Origin of the sequence: Flavobacterium sp. N2550 (genome assembly GCF_025947265.1) — a bacterium.
GTDB classification, from domain to species: Bacteria; Bacteroidota; Bacteroidia; order Flavobacteriales; family Flavobacteriaceae; genus Flavobacterium; species Flavobacterium endophyticum.
In genome coordinates this window covers 855513-877755 of the sequence record NZ_CP110007.1, presented here as the reverse complement: position 1 = coordinate 877755, position 22243 = coordinate 855513, and the positions used below count along the sequence as shown (strand labels likewise).

Below are 22243 nucleotides of genomic sequence, written 5' to 3'. Positions count from 1 at the left end.
TTGTAATTATAAGTTTATCTACTATTTGTAAAATTACTTTTTCCTAAGAACAAAAACATTATTAAAATAAACGCTTTTGTCTCCAGGAAGTAAAAATCCAAAAATAGAGCCTACGAAATTGAAGTAAATTATGAAAGGAACCAATAATATTTGCTTTAAAATTTTATTAGCGGGTAACAATGATTTTACATAATTAATACTAAACTGTGCTATAACTTTTATGTTATTTCCTGTTTTATGATGAGAAACTATTTCAAAACCATATTTTTCATATAAATATATTAAGGCTGGTGTTGTATAGCGACCGAAATCATGCGGCATTTCGTGTTCTTCCCACATAAAAGGAGTGGTAATTAGTGCTGTGCCATTTGGTTTTAGAACTCTTTGAAACTCCGATAATAGTTCTTCAATATTAAAAACATGTTCCAGAACCTCTGTACAGAGCATCGTATCGAAGTAATTATCTTCAAAAGGAATCGTTTTCCCGTCATAAAAAAAATCTACCGTATCTTGACGGTGTTCCCACCCTTCGATCTTTAAATCTATTCCTATGTATCTTGAAACATTAGTAAAATATTTCTGGTAAGGTTTCGTTCCACACCCAAAATCTAATAATATTCCTGTAGCATTGAGAGCATTTTTCTTTATCTGGCTATTTAATTCTCTTCTTATTAAATAGTTATTGTTTATACAAAAGCCTAAAATTTTAGGTTCAAATTTCGCCTTTTGTATACTTTTTTTAAGGAAGTCTATCATTTTGTCTTTTTCACTTTTTTCATTGCTGCAATCCATTTATTAGGGGCTATACAAATAATGATATTTCTGATAAGCCCGTAAATAGGATAGTAACCAAAATAAAAATTATCTTTTATTACATTTAATCTGCTTCTAATTTGTTGATTCCTTTTCGATAATGAAATACCATTGGGATTAATCTCGACATTTACAAAACACTCTTCAAGGTTTTCTGTCATAAAGTGCTTAACCACTTTCATTGCAAACGCAAAATCTTCGGCTGATTTATAATTTGTGGGATAATATCCTACTGTTTTTATGATTTCATTATCAAACATAAATGTTGGATGAACAAATACAGCATTCAAATATATGCGTTTTTTTATCTCGGAATGTTTTAATGGGAAATTATATCTGAAGATAAAATTCCCTTCCATATCAAAAGCATTGGCATTTGTTCCTATAAATTTTATGTGTTTATTATCGATTAGGAATTTATGCTGGATTGCAAATCTTTTTCCTACACAAACATCACCAACATCTAGCCTTGCCGTATATTGATAGTTATTTTTTAGAATATATTCTAAACCATGGTTTAAAGCATACTCAATTCCTTTATTTTTTTCTAGGTAGAGAAACTTTATCTTCCCATTTGCTTTAAATGCTTTGTTTAAAACATCTTCATCTATTTTTTCTACAGTACTTCCATCGTCAACAATAACAATATCTATAAATTCCGAAGAATCAATGGAGTTTATGGAAGTTATTAATCCTCTAAAATTATTATAATGAGGAATTAATAGTGCAACTTTATTCATATGCATTTTGCTGCTTATTTGTCAAAACTATTAAGATTGCCAAATATAACCAAAGTCCATACAATCTGAAAGTGTCAATTTGAAGTAAATTTATAAATAAACCGGATAATCCAACTAATAGAATTATTGCTAATACCTTTTTTTCATCGCTTTTGTTTTTTATGAGAAATCTAATTCTTTTAATACTGAAATAAATCAGAAAAATAAAAATTGAGATTCCTATTAATCCAGTTTCAGACAAGATCCTCGTGTACATATTGTAACTAGGAGGAAAGGCTCTTACAGCAGGATTTTTATATGCCTCCTCAAATTCATAATTATTCCTCATAGCCCAAGCAGGATAATGGAAACGACTATAATAAGTTTGTTGCCCGTAACCAACACCTATAATCGGATTTTCTAAGAAAACTTGAATCGCCGCATATTGCATTCCAAAACGGGATTGGTTTGATATATTTTTTGTCAAGTTACTTTTAAAATCAAGAGAATCTATTTTTTCTTCGAAAGCATTGATTATTTTTTCACCATTAAAGATAAAAATACATAGTGTTAAAAAAGAAAAAGCAACAGCTGTCCTGATTGCATTTCTTATTATTTTCTCTTTTGATACCGTTGTTAACAAGAAAATAATAACTTGGACGAATATTACAATCAATGCAGTTCTTGAACCAGAATAAAAAGTAAGAACAAGTATAAGTAGTGTTGGGAGGTATTTCAAAATACCTTTATTGGTTATTATATAGCTAAACATCCATCCTGATATTGTTATCAAATAAACGGCAAAAAAGGGAGGCTCGTCTGCAATTGAAGAAATTCTATCTCCTATATATTTTTTTTCGAAAAAAGGAAAATAATCCAAGATATAAAAAGCATATCGTGCTAATGAAATTCCATAATAGCCAGCTAATATTTCAAAAAAACCAACTATCGAAGCCATAAATAGGGAGTATAAAAAAACGGTCCTTATTTTATAAAGTATTTCTTTTAATTCCATTCTTATTAAAACATTGTAATAAAAAAGAAAAAAAACAATACTTGATAATAATAACGATACATATTGGCGTATAAATCTATTAATTCCTGTGGTATGCTTAAAATAGCTGTTTTCAACATTTTCTAAATTGAGCAATGTTGACAGAAAACACCAACCTAAAAACACCAAAATTATTTTAAAGACAGAGTTATATAAGGGTATCGAGATTTTTTTTTGAAAAAAAAGCAACAGAAAACCTAACAGAAAAAAATAAGCGCCTGACTCGTTTTTGAATTCGCCTAATGCTTTAACTCCGTCAAAAGAATTAAAGGGGAAAAAAAATAGGCCGAGAAAAAAAAGGAAATGGTACGGTTTATTTAATGAAAACATTTACTTTTTGATTTAAAGATCTGAATATTTCAGAGAGTTTAGGAGTATATATCTTATTTAGCGAGAAACCTAAAATATAACTTGTAGTAATTAATTTATTTCTTATTATAAACATCATTATGATTTCCAATAGTCCTTTATTTTTTAAAAGCTCATGTTTATATTGTTGAGAAGAAACAATCACATTATCATTTAATATGATTCTTTTATATAAAATATTTCTCTCTTTATTTGTAATTTGTTTGTCTGTTGCACTTTTAAATAAATAATATAGGGAGATATTTACAAGTTTTATAGCTTGAAATTTCTTTATTTCTTGATGAGGAATTGTAATATTTACAAAGCTTTTAATGTCGAGATTGTAATTTTCTATTATTCTCTCAAAAAAAGAACTTTCTGTTATCTTCCTAGAAGCGCTGCCGATAGTTTCTCTATAAAAATAACCACAATAATCAACAAAAAAAAGAGATTTCGCGTGATTGATTACTTGAATGTTAAACAATATATCTTCCTCTAAGGAAAATTTCTTCAAAAAAAGAAAATTATTTTCTTGTAGAAATTCTCTTTTATAAATTTTATTCCAAACTGCAGGCAAGACTATGTCTTCATTCGCGACGAGGCTGGGGATAATTTTTTTGTTAATTAGTAAATTATCATACAAGTAATCATACTCAAAAATAGTTCTTTTCTTTACATATTTGCCATCTCTGCCTAAATAATAATTAGCAACAATAACATCAGCCTTATTGTTTTCTGCTTTATTATATAGAACTTCAAACATATCAATTGCCACAAAATCGTCTGAATCAACAAAACCAATATATTTTCCTTTGGCGGCATCAATTCCTGTATTTCTAGCAACACTAACACCGCTGTTTTTTTGATTAATAAGGATAATTCTTGGATCTTCTTTTTGCTGTTTTTGAATTAATTCGACACTTTTATCATAAGATCCGTCATTTACAAAAATAAACTCGCATTCATTAAGAGTTTGATTCATCAGCGACTTTATACATTCTTCTAAATGCTTTTCGCCATTATATACTGGAATTATAATACTTAACTTTACTTCCATAATTATTTTGTCCTAATAATTTTTATAGAATAATAAAACATTCCTGCGGCAACTAAAATTTGTGCAAATGTCGAAGCTATTGCTGTTCCAATAAAGTCAAAGTAAAACGTCAAAATACATGTTAATAATAAACTAATACAGCCAGAATAGAAAAATACTTTAAGAAATTCTTTGTCTTTTCCATTATTTAATAAGACTAATTTTCCGAAAACTTGATCTAAAAAGGATAATAGTGGGAATAATATCATTATTCTAAAAATTAATACTGCATTTTCATTAAAATTTTCAGCGTAAATTAGGTTAATAATATAATCGGAAAAAAGAAAACATAAAAAAACTAGAAATAAGATGACACTACCTCCTATTTTGGCAACCTTATTAACTATTTTTATGGCATTCCCTTTATCATTAACCATTTCCTTAGAGATAAAAGGGTATAACGCATTGATAATTGGCGCATTTAAATTACTAATAGCTCTGATTACTTTTTCAACTGAAGAATAATATCCAACAGAACTATTTCCTGCAATAAATCCAATAATCAATAGGTTTGTATTAGATAACAATGTCATTTGCAGCTCCGACAAGAAGATATGCTTTCCATTTTTCAATTGATGAACTATGCTATCAAAACTTTGCAATATAAATCTTATCTGGAATTTTTTTGCTACTATTATTAGAGTTAGAATGCCTGAAAAAATAAATCCGCTTGAAGTAAATACTGGTACTAACCAATATTGGTTTTCATTTTTTACAAAAACAAAAATTGCTAAAGTAAAAAGTGTCTTAAATATGACATTAATATAAGTTATATACTTCATTTGTTGCATACCTTGAAATAGCCAAACTGGAGAAATGGCCATGCCAACAACTACACCAAAACTATAAAAATATAACTCAAAATGTTTTCGTAAAATGGGAAAGGAAAAAACGAGTACACTCAATATAATAATCCCTATTAAGAGAAGGAACAGCTTTGCCGATAGTACCTCATTAAATAGTTTTTCAACCTTTTTTTTATCGGATGAAAAAACAGAAATATCGCGAGTTGCTGTCGAATTAAAGCCATATTCTATAACAATTTGAAAGTATAACACAATAGCATTTACAAAGGCCAGAATCCCGTATTTTTCTACTCCAATGACAGCTAATAAATACGGAATAGTTAATAATGGTAAAATTAAATTAAGTCCCTGTAAAACAGATAATGATATGAAATTAGAAAAAAGAGTTTTTACTTTTTGGGATTTAAACATCATTTAATTTAATTTAACATTTTTAAAACTTTTATCCCTATAAACATAAAAAGGCTATCCACTCGAATAACCTTTTTTATGTTTACAATAAAAAATAATGTGCTATTGAGCCACCTTTATTAATTCAGCTAACAAAGGCTCCTTAGATTGAAAATAAGGATCGTATTCCCCTTTGTCATTTTTCTTAAATGAATATTGTTTTGTTGCTGGGTCATAAACGATAAATTCGTTAGTTGAGAAATAATCATTTACTTTATCTTGGTTAATTTCAAACCTTTTCCCTTTGTAAGAAATCGTTATTTTCTTTATTTCTATCGGTTCTAAGCCTTTAAAATCATTACGCCCAATATCAAACCTTAAGTCTGTTCCAATAACTCCTTCTGGTAAATTGAATGTAGCAGTTTGTACAGAGTTACTGCCCTTAACACCTAACCAAACAGCGTGATCTTCGTCAAACCACTGATTAGTACCATCTTTATAAAGCAAAATCATTTCATCATCTGCTTTAATAATTAAGTCAATAGCAACGTCAAATGTCTCAACTTTTGGTTCTTCAACTACAACAGGTTTCTTTTCTTCATTTTTACATGAAGTAAATAACGCTAAAAATAAACTAGCGATAATGATTTTTGTTTTCATTTGTATATTATTTTTAAAGCGCAAAAATATATATATATTTATTAATTTAAATAGTTTAAATAAATTATTTTCAGATGTTTTTATTATTATTTAATCAAACATATTAAAAATACTTTTTTTTGGTAAGACTACTACCCTTTTATGTGGTCCTTTTTTTAATAATCTGAAAATCTGATAGTTCTTCAAGTTGAATGGTCAATAACAACTAATGTATCCCAAAATTAAATAGTGTCTTTCATTTTTGACATTTGCGATTTATAGAATTCTCTTATTAGGACGATGACAAAGAAAATACATAAAAATACAATCGGGAAAATAAATTTCAATTTACCATTAAGAGACTGATTATTTTTAATGTTCAGTACTTCGCTATTTTCTTTTACAATTTTATCAGAAAACACCAATTCTAGCATTCTGCTTCCTTGGTCAAGAACAAGATCATTCTTAGTTTTTAAAACATCATTTAATTGAGTGTTTTCATTGTAGTAAACTAAATTGCCGCTTTTAGTATTTCCTTTAGAAGCTGCCGAAAAATCAGCTAACAGGCTATCTATTTGGTTTATTGTTGTTTTATTTGATTCTATTTTTAACTTGATATTTTCCAAAATTGTGCTTTGAATTTTGGAATAAAATTCACTTTTATTTAAATAATCAAGTATAGGTTCTACAATCTCGTTCCTGTTTATTTCTTTATTTGTGGTTAATATAATTTTATGGTTTGTGTAGTTCTTACTTGTTGTCTCCTCCTTCATGATTTTATTTAAATCACTACTTTCAGCCATAAGTTTTACCAATTCAAAATTTTGTTCTCTTGAGTTAACAAATTCATAAATATCGGATATCGGTTCGATTTCAATTTTTGATATTAATGTTGGTTTTTTAATACCAATCGCTTTTAAAAATTCGAAATCTCTTTCTTTTATTTTCGAATTAATTAAATTTACTTTTGCATAGGCATATTCAGTACTACCAAAATTCGGCTTGACAATCACTTCATGATTATATACTGTTGTTTTTCTATCTTGATAAAATCCTAACCCGGCTCCTAAAATAAAGAGAACAACCAAGATAATTATATTTCTTTTTACAAATAAGAGTCCCTTAAATATCAAAAAAAGGAAATTTTGATACATATTGCCTATTTTTTTTGAAACTTGTGCCAAATCAATTTCTTGATTGTCAGGATTGGTCTGCGAGTTTGAACTCATAAGTTAGTTAGTTTTTATGTTAAAGATTTGTTCTAATATTTTAATCGTAATAAGATAAGTTGGCTTCACTCCTGTTGTTCCTAAACCTCCAGAAGCTAGGGTACTTCCTGTTTCTAAAGGATTATCCGAAGCATAGTAGGCATATCTCACTTTTACGTCAGGGTTGATGCTTTTTCTGATTTTTGAAGCCGACTGGATGGCTTTTTGGTAGTAGGCACCTTCCATTTCAAGACCGATAACACCCCATGTCGATTCGTGGAAGAATTTCAATAGGTCTTTATTTTGGAGAGATGTTCCTAAAACAGAAACCATAGGTCCTGCATACACTGGAATTCCGTTTCCTTCAAACATTTCAGCTGTTAATTGGTTTTCAAAAGGATAGTTATCACCTGTTCCTTCATTTATATGCGCTGACGGAATCATGATATCTCCTTTTCCTCCTTCAAGAATACCAGCTTTTCCCATTATAGAAACCGATTCCACATTTAAGAAATATTTATTCTTGCCGTCCTTATAAGGCTTTAAAAGCTCATCTATGGTTTCATACGCTTGCTCTCCGAAAGCGTAATCCATTACAATAATTACTGGTGGATGTGCTCCTATTTTTGCTGCTGGAAAGGCCGATTTAGACCAGTCGATCTTGGCCGTGTCAAAAATCTGGACGTCGATGTTGGTTCCGGATGTGTCTGGTAAAGAAATCATTCCATATTTAAACGCAAATTCTTCTACTTTGCTTCTTACATCGTTAGCGCCAGGTTTGCTCAGTTCTTCAAAGATAAAAAAGTCGGACTTGTCTTTGAATTTTGTCTTCAGCGTATGCGTAGCGAAAATCGAATTCATAACACTGTGCATGTTAGCGCTGATGATATGAATCGGACGGTCCAGCAATTCATTCTGTTTTAGTACTTCCTTGATGTTATTAGCCCAGATTTCTCCATGGATATGGTGTCCTAATCGTTCTCTCAGGATCGGGCTAAAAGTAATCGTTCTTTTGTTATTGAAGATTACCTCTTCAATAGCCAATTTTCCAAGCCAATAGATTACATGTAGGAAACGGTCTGGCTTTTCAGCTGTTCCGAAAGCTTCATAGATATCAAGAATTTCTTCAAAAGAACGTCCTAAAATAATGGATGCATGCGAAATTGCAATTTCTTTTTCAATCAGCGTAAGCTTTTTATTTTGGACAACGATTTGTTCTAATTTTTCCCAATCGCGGGTGAATTCTTTTGTGTTTTCATCCAGCAAGACTCTGTTTTTGATCTTATGTGATTCGATAAATATAAACGTAAGATGCGTCAGGATATCGTAAATATCCGAACGTCCTCGTGTGATTTCAACATTCATTTGTTCGCTATCGATTCTATAGCAGTTTCTCTTTCTTTTTGGAGGAACTATTGCTGTAAAATGCGATTTTGAATAGCCTTCATCTGAAGTCAGATTAATAAAACGGCATTCTTCTATTCCGACAGGAAGCCTTTCAATGACATATAATAAACCGCTTAATTCTACTTTTTCTTCTGCAATTGTACCATAGATTTCTGGTCTTAACTGCAATAATGCTTCTCTTAATGTATCACCAGACACACCCATAGGCTTATAGAATCCTCTATTAAACAAATGGCGCATAGTGATGTATAGTTTTTCAATTGCCGCCGATGATTCTTGGGCTCTTGATCGTGATATATTTTTTGTTTCTTTCATTTCTTTTTATTTACTAACCTGCAAATGTAGGTTTTTTATTTTTTAGTTGGTAAGCGTAATGCTCATTGCTAGTTCTAAATAGTGGTCATGGTACTTCTTCATCAGCAGATTTTCATAGCTTTTGGGATTTTTCATTTTATGCAAACCACCTTGCATCCAATTTCCGGAAAAATACCAGCAGGTATTTTCTTTGGAAGGTAAATATCCAAAAAAAGGCTCATATGTAAAGGTGTCCATCCTTTTTATGTTGCCTGTTATGTCTTTGTATTTTGGTCCTTTTTTATAAAATTTATTTTCATTAATTTTTAAAACTTCTATCGCTACAAATATTCCCTCGGCAGGGATTTCAATATGGAACTCTTGCATATCTACTGTTGTATTCTTACCGCCATTTTTAACCAGAATTATATAATTTTCTTCCAAAATATCTTCTCCTGGAGAGCCATCCTGATTTGCTTTTAATACCCGCAGATTGATTTTAGCGTTATCAATTTTACTCTTTGTATATATCGTGATTTCCTTTAAAAAAGGATGGTTTTTTGCTTCCTCTGTATAGGCAAAATGTTTTGCCGTTGTTTGTTGACTATAGTAACGTATTTCTCCTCTGCCGTAATCATCGCCTATCTTGACAGTTTTTTGTTTTTCTGCCGGACTGATGACAACTTCTCCTAGTTCAAATACTTTTTTTGGCAACTGTACATTTTTTGCTTCTGTAACTTTTACTGTTTTGGTTTCATATCCTACTGCTGAAAAAACTAAGTTTTTAGATGCATCGACAGCAATAGAAAAACTTCCGTCTTCTTCTGAAGAAACACCTATGGTTTCATTTTCTACTAGAATACTTACAAAGGGAATTGGATTTCCGGCCTCGTCTTTCACGACACCTTTAGTCTGCGAAAAGCTACAAAAACTGAGTAAAAAGAAAAATAATATTACTTTCATTAATTGGTTAGTGAAATTTTTAATCCTATTTCTAAATTCGTTTTTAAGTCACTTTCATTTCGAATGCTTCCGTCCTTATTCAAGAAAATTACTTTATTTTTTCCTAAAAAACATTTAATTCCTGGTTCATAACTGAAATTTTTTTGCCTCTGTTCTTCTGTTTGACCAACGACATTATTAAAATATTTATTTTGTTCCAGCTTTAAATATTCAAAACCAATCACGATACCTTCTTCTGGTATTTTTATCTGGTATTCTGATAAATCAACCGTATTATTTTTATTTCCTTTTTTTACATAAACCAAAACATCCTCATTTACTACATCTTTTGTGGGAATACCTCTTTGGTCCACATTAAAAATCCTTACTCTTAAAATAGCATTATTAACATGTGAAAATGTAGTGAATTCTATAGTACTGATAAAAGGATGCTGTCTTATTTCTTCGCTATATCTAATAAACTTAGCCGAAATATGAGTATTATCTCTTCCTGTATTTCCAAGTGTATACTCTAGTTTTTGACCGGAGTATTTTCCGATAGTTGTTTTCTTATTTTTTTTACTGTTTTCAATCAAAATTTCCTCAAGTTCGAAAAGCTTTTTTACTAATATGACTTCCTGTACTTCATTGGATTTTAAAATTTTATCTTCAAAACCCAAAGCTGAAAAAATCAGATTTTCACCTTCCTTGGCTTTAATGGAAAAAGTTCCGTTCTCTTCCGAAGTTGTTCCGATATTTTGATTTTCAACTGAAATACTCGCATACGAAATTGGATTTCCAGATTCATCTTTTACTATACCTTTAACTTGCGACAAAACAGGAACACTGATAAAAAGTAAAAAGGCGATAATTGATTTCATTAATTAGTAAGAATTAAAGTTACCGATGGCTCATAAACCGTTTTGGAAGCTGAAAATGGATTCAGCTCTTCTTTTGTTTTTTTAAGCCATCTTCCGCCAGAAAAACTAAATAAAAAGTCTCTTTCTACTGCATTATAAAGAACTAATGGGGAATAAGTCGTTTGGATTTTAGTAATATTTGTATTAAAATCGGTTATAGTTTTTTCTACTTTATTTTTCTTGATCAATAATTTCTCAAAAACCACAAAGATTCCTGTCTTTGGCATTTCCAGATTAAAATCAGCTACGTCAATTTCACTCCTAGTAACGCCTTTTTTTATTGTAACTATATAATCTTTAGACAATAATTCTTCGCCAGGAAAACCATTTTCGTCAACTGCATACAAATGAAGCTTTATAGTCGCGTCGTCTATTCTGCTATCCGTCAAAATGATTGCTTTTTTAATCCAACGTGTTTTTTTATAGTCTGGAGAATAGGGAAAATACTTAGCGTCCATCCTAGGTCCGTTGTCAAAAGCTTCGGCAATGGCATTCTTGGTCTTTCCGATTTCGAGCTGTCTTTTTTCTTTTCTGTTATTGATTACGATTTCATCCAATTCATACGCAGCTGGCGATAGGCTTACGGATTGCGATTCAGAAACTTTGCAGATTTTTTTCCGATAGCCCAAAGCTGAAAAAATCAGGTTCTTGTTCTTCTCCGACGTAGCAATAGTAAATTCTCCGTTTTCTTCAGAAGTCGTACCGATATTTTCGTTCTCGACCCAGATACTTACATAAGCAATTGGATTTCCAGTCAGGCTATCTTTTACGATTCCCTTAGTCTGGGCAACAACATTTACTGCAAAAAACAAAAAGCATATTGCTAATTTCTTCATTTGAATTATCTTAATTTATCTGCAATTTCTCGATCATTGCTTAGTCTTGGTATTTTATTCTGGCCACCTAATTTCCCTATCGATTTCATATAATCCTGAAAACCATTTTTGGAAACTTTCGTAATGATCAGCTTTCTCAATACATTGCCTACAATCAGATCATCATAATAGACATTCTGTTTTCTCATGGCATCATCTATCTTAAGCGAAAAAGCTTCAAGGTTTTCCGGTTCGTTTTCAAATTCAATCAGCCATTCGTGGTAAGGTAGTCCTTCTTTTGGGGTAATTTGCGGTGCTACCGTAAATTCGTTTACACGGATGTCGGTGCCTTCCATTGCTTCTTTTAATGCTTCTTCTACTTCTTTCCCTATTACATGTTCTCCAAAGGCAGAAATATAATGCTTGATTCTTCCTGAAACGATTACACGATAGGGTTTTAAGGAAGTAAACTGCACCGTATCGCCAATATTATAGCCCCAAAGACCCGCATTAGTCGAGATAATCAGTACATAGTTGATACCGAGCTCTACTTCTCCAATCGTATATCGTTTCGGATTTTCCGTGAAAAATTCATCTGCTTTTATAAATTCATAGAAGATTCCTGCATTCAAAAGCAGCAACATTCCTTTTTCTGTCTGGGAATCTTGATAGGCGAAAAATCCTTCCGATGCCGGAAATAACTCAATACTGTCGACTTTTCTTCCGATAAGATTTTCAAATTTTGCCCGATAGGGCTCAAAATTTACGCCTCCGTAAATAAACAGGTTGAAATTCTTGAAGATTTCTCCCACCGGCTTCCCTCCTTTCTGCTTCAGCTTTTCGAAATACATTTGAACCCAGGACGGAATTCCAGAGATAACGGTCATGTCTTTGCTGAATGTTTCTTCAACGATTGCATCGACTTTGGTCTCCCAATCTTCAATACAGTTGGTTTCCCAGCTCGGCATTCTATTTTTTTGAAGGTATTTGGGAACAAAATGGGCAACAATTCCAGATAGTCGCCCTAGCTTGATACCGTTTTTTTCTTCTAAAATTGGACTTCCCTGCAGAAAAATCATCTTTCCGGAAACAAAGGAAGAATTTCCGGTTTCATGAATGTAATGAAGAATTGCATTTCGCGCTGCTTGGATGTGGAAAGGCATCGATTCTTTAGTCAGCGGAATGTATTTCGCGCCAGAAGTCGTTCCCGAAGTTTTAGCAAAATAAATAGGCTTGCCTTTCCATAAAACATCGGGCTCGCCTTTTTTTATTTTTTCAACGTAGGATTTTAAGCCTTCATAATCACGAATCGGGACGTTTTTTGCAAAATCAGAAAATGATTTTATGTTATTAAAATTATGATCTTTTCCGAATTGCGTGTCTTTGGCTTGCCGAATCAAATCTTTAAAAACATGTTCTTGCGTTTCAATGGGATTATTGGCCCATTTCTGGGTCTTCTCGTAAATTTTTTTGGCAAATTGTTTAGCAAAAAAAGCTTTTATTGACATTTTTAAAGGTTTCTGATTACATAAAAAACAGCTTGGAATGGAGATTTTAGTCCTTTCCTAGCTATTCGAATTCTATAAAGTTGGTCGGATCGATTGCAAAACCGTCTTTCCACAGTTCGAAATGCAAATGGACTCCGGTTGATTCTTGGCCCGTTGAACCAGCCATAGCTATTACTTCCCCCGTCCTTACTATATCTCCTTGCGTTTTGGTTAGCGATGCGGCATGTTTATACACTGACATTATTCCTTCCCCATGCCTGATGATGATCACATAGCCCGTTGATGGCGTCCAATCGGCAAAAATAACGGTTCCATTCGCGACTGATTTTATAGGCGTGTTTTTCGGCAACGCGATATCAACCGCAAAATGTTTTGTTTTTGGGTCATATTTATCTGTAATATGTCCGGTGACTGGTGGAAAAAGCACCAAATTTACTTTCGCCTGTGCTTTGTCGAAAAGGTTGTATTTGTCTTCTTGGGCGACTTTTTCCCTCAAAGCAGCATCTTCTTTCGATGGCTTGAAATCTATTTCCGAAATATCAGTCTGTTCTGCCGCCATGATCGAATCCTTGCTTAATTTTGCGACTTCCACATCACCAGCCAATACTTTCTTGATCGATTCGATATAGGCATTATTCATCTTGATGGCTTTTTCCAAAGAATCTGATTTTAATGCCAATTCGGTGGCTTCACGTTTTAATTTGGTAGAAGCATAGCCTGGAATGTATTCTCGTAATGGGGTAAAAGCGATAATGTAAGTTGTAATCGCAATCAGGAAAATGGCACCGCTTGTCAGCACAACAAAGACATTCATAAGATTGAGCTTAAGAGAGAAAATTTCTTCAAAAGTTTCTTCATTCAAAATAACCAACCGGTTTTTTGTCAAAAGCTTTTTCTTTAAAATCTGTCTTTTTAGCCTCTTTTCTGACATTTCGTTTTTGTATTTTACAAATATAATAATTTGGAAGTCTTGCCGACGTTTTTCTGCAATTACTAAGCTGTTAAATCAATTGCAGCCTTTTTAAAACCGATATGTTTCTTTTATCGTAAGTAGTTATAGTAAACTGAAAAAATCATTTTAACGTATAATTATTTGTTATATAAAGAAGTGATACGATTTTTCTTTTTACATTTGCAGAATATTTATAATGCTTGAAAAAGCGGTAATTTTTTTAATCATGGGAAAATTAGGTTTAACGGAAATACTTGTAATCGTTGCGATTATCTTATTACTTTTTGGAGGTAAAAAAATTCCAGAATTGATGAAAGGATTGGGTTCGGGTATAAAAGAATTCAAGAATGCTGCTAAGGATGATCAGCCTGCCGCGTCTAAAAAAGAAGAAGATACAAAAATTTAAGACTGCTTTTTAAAACAAGCGGTTCATTGAAGCCTCAAGGATTTTAAAATCCTTGAGGCTTTTATTTTGCCATAAATTGAAAGTTATAAGCAGAATTGTTGAAAACTACTCTTTCTATTTTCTACTTCTTTTTTATTATATTACAATACAAACACTTAATTTTTTAACTTAGCACTAACAAATAACTTAAATCTTAATTGAATATGAAAATAATCAAAACCATTCTTTGCGTTCTTTTCGGGCTGATGTTTGTTAATGCTGGCCTCGACAAATTTTTCCATTATATGCCTATGCCGGAAATGAAACCAGAAGACATGAAAATTTATGAAGCTATGGGAACGCTTTCGTGGCTCATTCCTTTAGTCGCTGTTATTGAATTAGCAGGTGGCTTGCTTTTTATCTTTCCAAAAACAAGAGCTTTGGGAGCGATTGTTATCCTTCCCATAACTGTTGGGATTTTACTTCACAATTTTGTGTTCACGACTGAAGGGCCGGGAATAGCAATAGCTGGAGTACTTTTCCTTATCAATATCTGGATGATTGGCGATAATTGGAATAAGTACAAGCCGATGTTTAGCTAAGATCAAGGTAAGAAAATTAGAAAAAGCTTCAAGAAACTAAATATCTTGAAGCTTTTTTTTATTCTTTTCCGCTCTTTAAAATTCCATACAGTTCCTGAATCTTTGAAACTGGTAGGTCATTTAATAATTTATGGATTTCTCCTATGGCTTCGCTTTTGGAAATTGTAAAAAGTGCATGATTCTCTGGAATCTGTTGGTCTTTGTCTGGTATAAAATCAAACAAATCGTTTGGCGTACAGTTGAAATCGATGCAGAGCATTTCTAATTTCCAAAAAGGAATCGATACGAGCTTATCATTCACGACTCCATTGGCATAGCTGCCGGAGTGCCCTTGATCAACAAGATATTTAACTGGTTTCGTAATTCCCTTGATCTTAAAAATTGGTTGTAAATTTAGTTTTATCATTTGGCATAAAATATAAGTTACATTTCTATGTCTAGGGGTAATTACTGTTTCAAATATAATAAAAATTGACTTTTTATAAAGAAATATTTTCCTGAAATGTCTTGTTATTTTTGCTCGAAATGTTTCTAATTTTACTTGAATTCAAAAACGTTTTAATTAAATATAAAATGATTTCAAATACATAGCAAATCATCTTATATACAATTGTTTATCTTGTACTTGGAATTCGTTTTCAGCTAAATAAAATATTCAGATTTTTATAATATCATCGTAAGCTGGATTCTCTTCCTGTTTTCGTCAATTTCAACTACTTTCACTTGTACTTGTTGGTGCATCTTCACGACTTCGTTTACATCCGAGATAAAGCCTTCTTTTAGTTGCGATATATGGACAAGACCGCTTTCTTTGATTCCGATATCAACAAAACATCCAAAATTCGTAATGTTATTTACAATGCCTGGCAGTACCATTCCGATTCTTAGATTAGCAATTGTTTTAACATTGGGATCGAATTCAAAAACTTTGGCTGCCTTTCGTGGATCTAGCCCTGGTTTTTCTAATTCCTTGACAATATCTTTCAGGCCAAGCAGTCCGATATCTTCTGTCACGTATTTTTCTACAGGAATCTGACTAATTTTTTCTTTGTTTGCAATCAGGTCGTTTAAGGAAATCTTCAAGTCTTTTGCCATCTTTTCAACTATTCCGTAGGCTTCTGGATGCACCGCTGAATTATCCAGCGGATTTTTTCCATTAGAAATTCTAATAAATGCCGCCGCCTGTTGATAGGCTTTTTCGCCTAATCTCGGTACTTTTTTCAGCTGTTTTCTTTCTTCGAAAGCACCATTTTCTGAACGGTAAGCGACTATATTTTCGGCCATCTTCTCTCCTATTCCGGAAACATAGCTCAGCAATGATTTGCTGGCCGTATTGATATTGATTCCGACAGAATTCACGCATCGCATTACGACTGTATCCAATTCATCTTTTAATTTGGACTGATCTACATCATGTTGATATTGCCCCACGCCTATTGATTTTGGCTCAATTTTTACCAGTTCGGCCAACGGATCTGACAATCTACGTCCAATCGAAACAGCACCACGAACGGTTACGTCATAACTTGGAAATTCATCCCTTGCAATTTTTGAAGCGGAATAAACAGAAGCTCCTGCTTCGCTCACTACAAATACTTGGATCGGCTTATCGAAAGCAATTTTTTTGATGAAAAATTCGGTTTCACGCGAAGCTGTTCCATTGCCAATTGAAATCGCATCGATTTTATAAGCGTTCACCATTGAGCGGATTTTTTTCATCGCAATTGCCGTTTCATTTTGTGGCGCATGCGGAAAAATTGTCTCGTTATAAAGGAGGTCGCCTTTTTCATCTAGGCAGACAATCTTGCAACCGCTTCTGAAACCCGGATCTATGGCAAGAATTCTTTTTTCGCCTAATGGCGGCGCTAAAAGCAATTGTCCTAGATTTCCAGCAAAAACTTGGATGGCTGTGGTATCTGCTTTTGTTTTTGCTTCTTGAAGCGCTTCATTTGAAATAGCCGGCGCCAGCAATCTTTTATAACTATCTTCAATTGCTTTTTTTAGATGGACGGCTGTTTCTCTTTTATTTTTTATGACTGCTTCTTCCATCATTTCGATGGCTTCATCGTTCTCGATCTCAATCTTCAGCTTGATAAATCCTTCGTTTTCTGCACGGAGCATTGCCAATAGTCTGTGAGAAGGTGCTTTCAAGAGGTTTTCCGACCAGTCAAAATACTGCTCAAATTTTTTGGCTTTTTGTCGTAGCTGCTCGCCTTCTGGCGTATCTTCAATCTTTAGCTTGACGGCTTTCGTCGTAATCGATGACTTTCTTTGGTAAAGTCGGCGAAGGTTTTTTCGGATGTATATATTTTCATTAATCCATTCGGCAATGATGTCTCTGGCGCCTTGAAGTGCTTCGTCTTCGTTCGGAACTTTATCGTTCAGGTATTTTGAAGCTACAAAATCGATATCGTCATTATTTTGAGCCATGATAATTTTTGCCAAGGGCTCCAATCCTTTTTCACGAGCAACATCGGCTTTTGTTTTTTTCTTTTTCTTATACGGCAGGTATAAATCCTCTAGGTCGTTCAAATCGTAGCTCAACTGGATTTTCTTTTCTAATTCTGGTGTCAATGAATCTTGCTCTTGTATCGATTTTAAAATGGCTTCTTTTCTTTTTACGATCGTTTCAAATTCTTTGCTCAGCTTGGCAATTTGTTCGATTACAACCTCATCCAAATTACCTGTCTTATCTTTTCTATATCTTGAAATAAACGGAATCGTACAATCTTCGTTTAAAAGCTGTAGCGTATTTTCAATGTTTTTCGTTGGTGCGGTAACTTGCTTGGAGATGAATTCTAGGTTGGTCATAATATAATTTTGATAGTATTTTTTTGCAGCTGCCAATTTAAAAAAAGCATCTCAAAAACTAGTAACGTTTTAAAGATGCCTTAAATATATTTTAGTTTAATTATGCTTATTGACAAGCGATTTTATCAATGCGATTTTGGTGTCTTCCGCCTTCAAAATCTGTACTTAAAAAAGCTTCCACCATTTCAACTGCTTGATGAATAGCCGTAAAACGTGCTGGTATGCTGATAATATTGGCATTATTATGTTGTCTCGCTAAAGTAGCTATTTCTTTTGTCCAGCATAGCGCGCTGCGTATTCCTTGGTGCTTGTTAACCGTCATGTTGATTCCATTGCCGCTGCCGCAGATTACGATTCCGAAATCAGCTTTGCCGTTTTCAACATCAAGAGCAACCGGATGTCCAAAATCTGGATAATCGACGCTGTCGCTGCTGTCTGTACCATAATTTGTTACTTCATGTCCTTTTGCTTTCAGCATTTCGACAATTGCCTTTTTGTATTCTGGTCCAGCGTGGTCATTCCCGATTGAAATTTTCATATGTATCTTAATTAGTTGTGTCCTGCAAATTTACCGCAACAGTTTCCATTTACCAAACTAAATAGTCATGAAGTTACATCTTTTGATTATCAAATGTTTAGGTTTTTAGCATTTTATAATAAGCTGATAATCATTACCTAAATTGTAACGTAAATGTTAAATTATTGCAATGTTAACAGTAATTTACAATGTACTGACTTTTAGTTAATTATAAATTAACATGGATTGTTCATAACTTCGGATAGAATTTTAGAAGTATTTCTTGTTTGTTCGATTAAAAACAGTAATCCAAAATTACATTTGAAAATGCAAATTTAGTTTGGTGAATTTTTGGAGAAGTTATCAGCATCAAAAGTTATTTTGTTAACAGTAATTAACAAGTAAAGTTATTTACATTTTCATCTCAAAAACGATTATCAACTGTTGTTAACAAAGTATTAAAAAACCTTTAGAATGAAATACTTAAAACTATTTAACTATGTTGATAAGTACGTATAACAAACCATAACTTAAAATCGTTGCCTTAAAAAATTAATTTATTGCAGCTATTAACACGCTATAATAACCACCAAAAAATTAATTTAAATTTCCTTTTTCTTTTTGTTGTTTTTAATAAATGTTGACAACTTCAAAAAGTCTAGACGATTTTCAAATTTTGATTTCTGTTGAATTCATCCAGAATTTCTTTTGCTTCTTCTGCATCTTCGGGATGCACTCTGAGTTTTATTCCGCCCAAAGCCTGCGAATACATTGGAACGATGTTCATCATGGTCTCATTCTCGAAAAAATATTGGATTTCCTCTAAATCGAGCCTGTGTTTTAAGATTGTGATTTCGTGAGGATAATTGAAGACTGCGATCGTGATAAAATTTTCCATTTGAATTTGGTTTTCATAAAGATAGCAAGAAATATATTCTTCATCTTTTATTTCAAAAGTTATATTTTGTTTAAAAAAATTAACATTTAAGAGGAAACTGTCAACAATTTCGTAATTTTCAGCATTATTAGAAAAGAATTATGAGTAAGAAACTACGAAAGCCTGTAAAAAAGGACAAAGACTTTACAGCAAGAATTTTAAAGATTTTATCACAAGATGCCAATAAGGCATTCAATTATAAGCAGATAGGAGCCAAGCTTGAATTAGATGATACAAAAAGCAGAAACGAAATTATCAGAGATTTAAAACTTCTGGCTTCTCAAAAGAAGATTGTTGAAATTGAGCCAGGAAAATATTTAGTCGTTGCGACAAGCCAAGATTATTATGAAGGAGTGATTGATATGACAAGCAGAAAGACTGCTTATTTTGTATCAGAAGAATTTGAAGATGATATTTTTATACCGACCAACAACCTAAACAAAGCGTTGGATGGAGACAAAGTGAAGATTTATGTGTACAACAGAAGACGAGGCAAAAAACCAGAAGGCGAAGTTATCGAGATAATCGAAAGAAAAAAGACCGATTTTGTTGGAGTTATCGACATACAAAAAAACTTTGCATTTGTATCGACAGCCAATCCGAAAATGTATACTGATATTTTTATCCCAAAAGAGAAAATTGGTGATGCAGAAAACGGCGATGTTGTGTTGGTTCATATTGAAGATTGGCCTAAAAAAGCAGATAGTCCGTTTGGAGCTGTAATCAAAGTCCTTGGAAAACCAGGCGAGCACAATACCGAAATCCATGCGATTTTAGCAGAATACGGACTTCCTTACGACTTTCCGATAGAAGTGGAAACCTATGCTCAAAAAATAGATACATCGATCCAGGAAAGCGAAATTGCCAAGCGTCGTGATATGCGCGATGTGCTGACTTTTACTATCGACCCGAAAGATGCTAAAGATTTTGATGATGCCTTATCTTTCCAAAGATTAGAAAATGGAAATTATGAAATCGGTGTCCATATTGCCGATGTTTCCTATTATCTCGAAGAAGGAACTATTTTAGATAATGAAGCGTATCAAAGAGCCACATCTGTATATTTGGTAGATAGAGTAGTGCCGATGCTTCCAGAAGTATTGTCCAATTTTGCCTGTTCGTTACGACCTCACGAAGAAAAATATACCTTTTCGGCTATTTTCGAACTGACAGAAAATGCCCAGGTTGTCAACCAATGGTTTGGAAGAACCGTAATTTATTCCGACCAGCGATTTGCTTATGAAGAAGCACAGCATATTATTGAAACAAAAGGAAATATAATTCCTGCAGAAATTTCCTTAACTGGAAACGAATACGAAGTTCCTGAAGCAATTCAGAATGCTACTTTAAAATTAGACGAGTTGGCCAAAACACTTCGTAAAAGAAGAATGCGTGATGGCGCTATTTCGTTTGATAAGGTTGAAGTGAAATTTAACTTAAACGAAGCTGCAGAACCGGTTGGAGTTTATTTTAAAGTTTCAAAAGATGCTAATCATTTGATTGAAGAATTCATGCTTTTGGCGAATAGAAAAGTGGCCGAATTCATAGGAAAACAAAGACCAAAGAAAACATTTGTGTATAGAATCCACGACGAACCAGATGAAAATAAACTAATTAGTTTACAGACTGTAATTTCAAAATTTGGATATTCGATCAATTTTAAGTCTAAAAAAGATATTTCGCAGTCGCTTAATAAATTGCTTGAAGATGTGAACGGAAAAAAAGAGCAAAATATGGTTGATACCTTGACGATCAGGACGATGAGCAAGGCAAAGTATTCGACTGAAAATATTGGGCATTACGGACTAGCATTTGACTACTATTCACACTTTACTTCGCCAATCAGGCGTTATCCGGATGTAATGGCACATCGTTTGTTACAGCATTATCTCGACGGAGGAAAATCAGCAGACGAAGAATCTTACGAAGAAAAATGCCAGCATTCTTCTAACATGGAAGTTTTAGCAACGAATGCAGAGCGTGATAGCATCAAATACATGCAGGTCAAGTATATGCAAGACCATCAAGATGAAGAGTTTTTAGGTGTAATTTCTGGCGTGACCGAATGGGGAATTTATGTAGAAATTGTTTCTAACAAATGTGAAGGTATGTGTAGGATCCGTGAAATTCGTGATGATTATTACACTTTCGATGAAAAACAATATGCATTAGTTGGGGAAATTTCAAAGAATATCCTGCAGCTGGGAGACGAAGTTTTTGTGAAAGTAAAAAGCGCTGACTTGGTTAAAAAACAGCTGGATTTTACTTTCCTGAGAAAGAATGAATAAAAATAGCAACCAATAAATACTAACACAATGAAAAAGATACTTTTAGTAGCATTTTTGATGCTGACGCAAATCAATTTTGCACAAGAAAAACTTACCAAAAATCTAGGAGATTTTGACGCAGTTCGCGTTTTTGATAGAATATCGGTCCAATTGGTTCCTGCAAATGAAAACAAGATTGAAATTACTGGAGACCGAAGAGACGATGTAGAAATTGTCAATAAAAATGGAGACCTGAAAATCAGGATGAAGCTTAAAAAACTTTTGAAAGGCGAAGACATTACAGCGATTCTTTATTTTAAAAATGAAATTGAAACTATCGAAGCCAGCGAAGGTTCTTACGTATCAAGCGAAGCTACCTTCAAAGCGATTGATTTTAGCGTAAATGCGAAAGAAGGTGCTGAAATAAAAATCAATCTTGATGCCCAAAAATTAGCAGTTAAGGCCACTTCTGGAGGTATAGTAAAATTAAAAGGAAGCGCTAATAATCAAGATATTGTTATTAACTCTGGCGGAATTGTTGATGCTAAAGATTTAGAAACATCACAAACAACTGTAGCCATAAATGCAGGAGGTGAAGCCGATGTAAAAGCTTCAGAACTTGTCGATGCAAAAACTAGGGCAGGAGGCGACATAACCATTTACGGAAGTCCTAAAAAAATAAACAAAAAGACTTTTGCTGGAGGAAACATTACGGAATCCAAACGATAAGTCTGTTAAGGATTGTAATTTTTGAATTATCTTTGTGTTACTATTTTTAATTTGCATAAATTGCTGATTGAATATTGATAGACA

General features: G+C 32.9%; 21 protein-coding genes. 4 read left to right on the top strand and 17 right to left on the bottom strand.

Going from position 1 to position 22243, the window contains the following annotated elements; all coding sequences use genetic code 11:
- Positions 1-33: 33 nt before the first annotated feature.
- The 13 genes from OLM56_RS03810 to OLM56_RS03750 all read right to left on the bottom strand — a co-directional run bounded on the left by OLM56_RS03810 (position 34) and on the right by OLM56_RS03750 (position 13890).
- On the bottom strand, positions 34-756 hold the full coding sequence (locus OLM56_RS03810) for a class I SAM-dependent methyltransferase (protein ID WP_182493135.1): 723 nt from the start codon (positions 754-756) through the stop codon (positions 34-36).
- Positions 753-1553, bottom strand: a complete 801-nt coding sequence (locus tag OLM56_RS03805; protein ID WP_264528377.1) for a glycosyltransferase — start codon at positions 1551-1553, stop codon at positions 753-755. Before OLM56_RS03805 ends, OLM56_RS03810 begins: the two co-directional genes overlap by 4 nt.
- On the bottom strand, positions 1546-2916 hold the full coding sequence (locus OLM56_RS03800; RefSeq protein WP_264528376.1) for an O-antigen ligase family protein: 1371 nt from the start codon (positions 2914-2916) through the stop codon (positions 1546-1548). Before OLM56_RS03800 ends, OLM56_RS03805 begins: the two co-directional genes overlap by 8 nt.
- A complete protein-coding gene (locus tag OLM56_RS03795) occupies positions 2900-3991 on the bottom strand; it encodes a glycosyltransferase (RefSeq protein WP_264528375.1) in 1092 nt (363 codons plus the stop codon). Before OLM56_RS03795 ends, OLM56_RS03800 begins: the two co-directional genes overlap by 17 nt.
- 2 nt (positions 3992-3993) lie before the next feature.
- Positions 3994-5250, bottom strand: coding sequence for an oligosaccharide flippase family protein (locus OLM56_RS03790; RefSeq protein WP_264528374.1), 1257 nt, complete (start codon positions 5248-5250; stop codon positions 3994-3996).
- Between the two features lie 99 nt (positions 5251-5349).
- A complete protein-coding gene (locus tag OLM56_RS03785; protein WP_182493130.1) occupies positions 5350-5886 on the bottom strand; it encodes a hypothetical protein in 537 nt (178 codons plus the stop codon).
- Between the two features lie 221 nt (positions 5887-6107).
- Complete coding sequence (locus tag OLM56_RS03780) at positions 6108-7094, bottom strand: hypothetical protein (RefSeq protein ID WP_264528373.1); 987 nt, start codon at positions 7092-7094, stop codon at positions 6108-6110.
- A gap of 3 nt (positions 7095-7097) precedes the next feature.
- Entirely contained in the window at positions 7098-8795 is a 1698-nt protein-coding gene (locus OLM56_RS03775; protein ID WP_121375713.1) for a DUF6909 family protein, read from the bottom strand.
- A 42-nt stretch (positions 8796-8837) separates the two neighbouring features.
- Positions 8838-9737 (bottom strand): carboxypeptidase-like regulatory domain-containing protein, encoded by a 900-nt coding sequence (locus tag OLM56_RS03770; protein WP_264528372.1) that lies wholly within the window; start codon positions 9735-9737, stop codon positions 8838-8840.
- Entirely contained in the window at positions 9737-10597 is an 861-nt protein-coding gene (locus tag OLM56_RS03765) for a carboxypeptidase-like regulatory domain-containing protein (protein ID WP_264528371.1), read from the bottom strand. The genes OLM56_RS03770 and OLM56_RS03765 overlap by 1 nt, the downstream gene beginning before the upstream one ends.
- Positions 10597-11472 carry a carboxypeptidase-like regulatory domain-containing protein gene (locus OLM56_RS03760; RefSeq protein ID WP_264528370.1) on the bottom strand — a complete coding sequence of 292 codons (876 nt, stop codon included), beginning with the start codon at positions 11470-11472 and terminating at the stop codon, positions 10597-10599. Before OLM56_RS03760 ends, OLM56_RS03765 begins: the two co-directional genes overlap by 1 nt.
- Positions 11473-11477: 5 nt before the next feature.
- Complete coding sequence (locus OLM56_RS03755; RefSeq protein WP_264528369.1) at positions 11478-12959, bottom strand: GH3 auxin-responsive promoter family protein; 1482 nt, start codon at positions 12957-12959, stop codon at positions 11478-11480.
- A 61-nt stretch (positions 12960-13020) separates the two neighbouring features.
- Entirely contained in the window at positions 13021-13890 is an 870-nt protein-coding gene (locus tag OLM56_RS03750) for a M23 family metallopeptidase (RefSeq protein ID WP_264528368.1), read from the bottom strand.
- A 247-nt stretch (positions 13891-14137) separates the two neighbouring features.
- Between OLM56_RS03750 and OLM56_RS03745 the strand changes: the two genes are divergently transcribed.
- Both OLM56_RS03745 and OLM56_RS03740 read left to right on the top strand, forming a co-directional pair.
- Positions 14138-14317 carry a twin-arginine translocase TatA/TatE family subunit gene (locus tag OLM56_RS03745; protein WP_056067112.1) on the top strand — a complete coding sequence of 60 codons (180 nt, stop codon included), beginning with the start codon at positions 14138-14140 and terminating at the stop codon, positions 14315-14317.
- Positions 14318-14520: 203 nt separating this feature from the next.
- Positions 14521-14898 (top strand): DoxX family membrane protein, encoded by a 378-nt coding sequence (locus OLM56_RS03740; protein WP_121375707.1) that lies wholly within the window; start codon positions 14521-14523, stop codon positions 14896-14898.
- A gap of 58 nt (positions 14899-14956) precedes the next feature.
- Here the strand turns inward: OLM56_RS03740 and OLM56_RS03735 are convergent, their stop codons facing one another.
- The 4 genes from OLM56_RS03735 to OLM56_RS03720 form a co-directional block, all read right to left on the bottom strand.
- Positions 14957-15304 carry a helix-turn-helix domain-containing protein gene (locus OLM56_RS03735; RefSeq protein WP_264528367.1) on the bottom strand — a complete coding sequence of 116 codons (348 nt, stop codon included), beginning with the start codon at positions 15302-15304 and terminating at the stop codon, positions 14957-14959.
- Positions 15305-15561: 257 nt separating this feature from the next.
- Positions 15562-17709: a Tex family protein gene (locus OLM56_RS03730; RefSeq protein ID WP_264528366.1), complete on the bottom strand. Its 2148-nt coding sequence runs from the start codon at positions 17707-17709 to the stop codon at positions 15562-15564.
- 106 nt (positions 17710-17815) lie between these two features.
- The gene (rpiB, locus tag OLM56_RS03725; RefSeq protein ID WP_264528365.1) at positions 17816-18247 is read right to left on the bottom strand and encodes a ribose 5-phosphate isomerase B; all 432 of its coding nucleotides are present in this window, start codon (positions 18245-18247) and stop codon (positions 17816-17818) included.
- Positions 18248-18884: 637 nt separating this feature from the next.
- A complete protein-coding gene (locus tag OLM56_RS03720) occupies positions 18885-19124 on the bottom strand; it encodes a putative signal transducing protein (RefSeq protein WP_121375705.1) in 240 nt (79 codons plus the stop codon).
- 140 nt (positions 19125-19264) lie between these two features.
- Between OLM56_RS03720 and rnr the strand changes: the two genes are divergently transcribed.
- Both rnr and OLM56_RS03710 read left to right on the top strand, forming a co-directional pair.
- Positions 19265-21451: a ribonuclease R gene (rnr, locus tag OLM56_RS03715; protein ID WP_264528364.1), complete on the top strand. Its 2187-nt coding sequence runs from the start codon at positions 19265-19267 to the stop codon at positions 21449-21451.
- A 27-nt stretch (positions 21452-21478) separates the two neighbouring features.
- Positions 21479-22159, top strand: coding sequence for a head GIN domain-containing protein (locus OLM56_RS03710; protein ID WP_182493119.1), 681 nt, complete (start codon positions 21479-21481; stop codon positions 22157-22159).
- Positions 22160-22243: the final 84 nt, after the last annotated feature.

Coding starts and splice junctions, on each gene's coding strand:
- OLM56_RS03810 (WP_182493135.1), bottom strand. CDS start 756: ATGATAGACTTCCTTAAAAAAAGTATACAAAAGGCGAAATTTGAACCT.
- OLM56_RS03805 (WP_264528377.1), bottom strand. CDS start 1,553: ATGAATAAAGTTGCACTATTAATTCCTCATTATAATAATTTTAGAGGA.
- OLM56_RS03800 (WP_264528376.1), bottom strand. CDS start 2,916: ATGTTTTCATTAAATAAACCGTACCATTTCCTTTTTTTTCTCGGCCTA.
- OLM56_RS03795 (WP_264528375.1), bottom strand. CDS start 3,991: ATGGAAGTAAAGTTAAGTATTATAATTCCAGTATATAATGGCGAAAAG.
- OLM56_RS03790 (WP_264528374.1), bottom strand. CDS start 5,250: ATGATGTTTAAATCCCAAAAAGTAAAAACTCTTTTTTCTAATTTCATA.
- OLM56_RS03785 (WP_182493130.1), bottom strand. CDS start 5,886: ATGAAAACAAAAATCATTATCGCTAGTTTATTTTTAGCGTTATTTACT.
- OLM56_RS03780 (WP_264528373.1), bottom strand. CDS start 7,094: ATGAGTTCAAACTCGCAGACCAATCCTGACAATCAAGAAATTGATTTG.
- OLM56_RS03775 (WP_121375713.1), bottom strand. CDS start 8,795: ATGAAAGAAACAAAAAATATATCACGATCAAGAGCCCAAGAATCATCG.
- OLM56_RS03770 (WP_264528372.1), bottom strand. CDS start 9,737: ATGAAAGTAATATTATTTTTCTTTTTACTCAGTTTTTGTAGCTTTTCG.
- OLM56_RS03765 (WP_264528371.1), bottom strand. CDS start 10,597: ATGAAATCAATTATCGCCTTTTTACTTTTTATCAGTGTTCCTGTTTTG.
- OLM56_RS03760 (WP_264528370.1), bottom strand. CDS start 11,472: ATGAAGAAATTAGCAATATGCTTTTTGTTTTTTGCAGTAAATGTTGTT.
- OLM56_RS03755 (WP_264528369.1), bottom strand. CDS start 12,959: ATGTCAATAAAAGCTTTTTTTGCTAAACAATTTGCCAAAAAAATTTAC.
- OLM56_RS03750 (WP_264528368.1), bottom strand. CDS start 13,890: ATGTCAGAAAAGAGGCTAAAAAGACAGATTTTAAAGAAAAAGCTTTTG.
- OLM56_RS03745 (WP_056067112.1), top strand. CDS start 14,138: ATGGGAAAATTAGGTTTAACGGAAATACTTGTAATCGTTGCGATTATC.
- OLM56_RS03740 (WP_121375707.1), top strand. CDS start 14,521: ATGAAAATAATCAAAACCATTCTTTGCGTTCTTTTCGGGCTGATGTTT.
- OLM56_RS03735 (WP_264528367.1), bottom strand. CDS start 15,304: ATGATAAAACTAAATTTACAACCAATTTTTAAGATCAAGGGAATTACG.
- OLM56_RS03730 (WP_264528366.1), bottom strand. CDS start 17,709: ATGACCAACCTAGAATTCATCTCCAAGCAAGTTACCGCACCAACGAAA.
- rpiB (WP_264528365.1), bottom strand. CDS start 18,247: ATGAAAATTTCAATCGGGAATGACCACGCTGGACCAGAATACAAAAAG.
- OLM56_RS03720 (WP_121375705.1), bottom strand. CDS start 19,124: ATGGAAAATTTTATCACGATCGCAGTCTTCAATTATCCTCACGAAATC.
- rnr (WP_264528364.1), top strand. CDS start 19,265: ATGAGTAAGAAACTACGAAAGCCTGTAAAAAAGGACAAAGACTTTACA.
- OLM56_RS03710 (WP_182493119.1), top strand. CDS start 21,479: ATGAAAAAGATACTTTTAGTAGCATTTTTGATGCTGACGCAAATCAAT.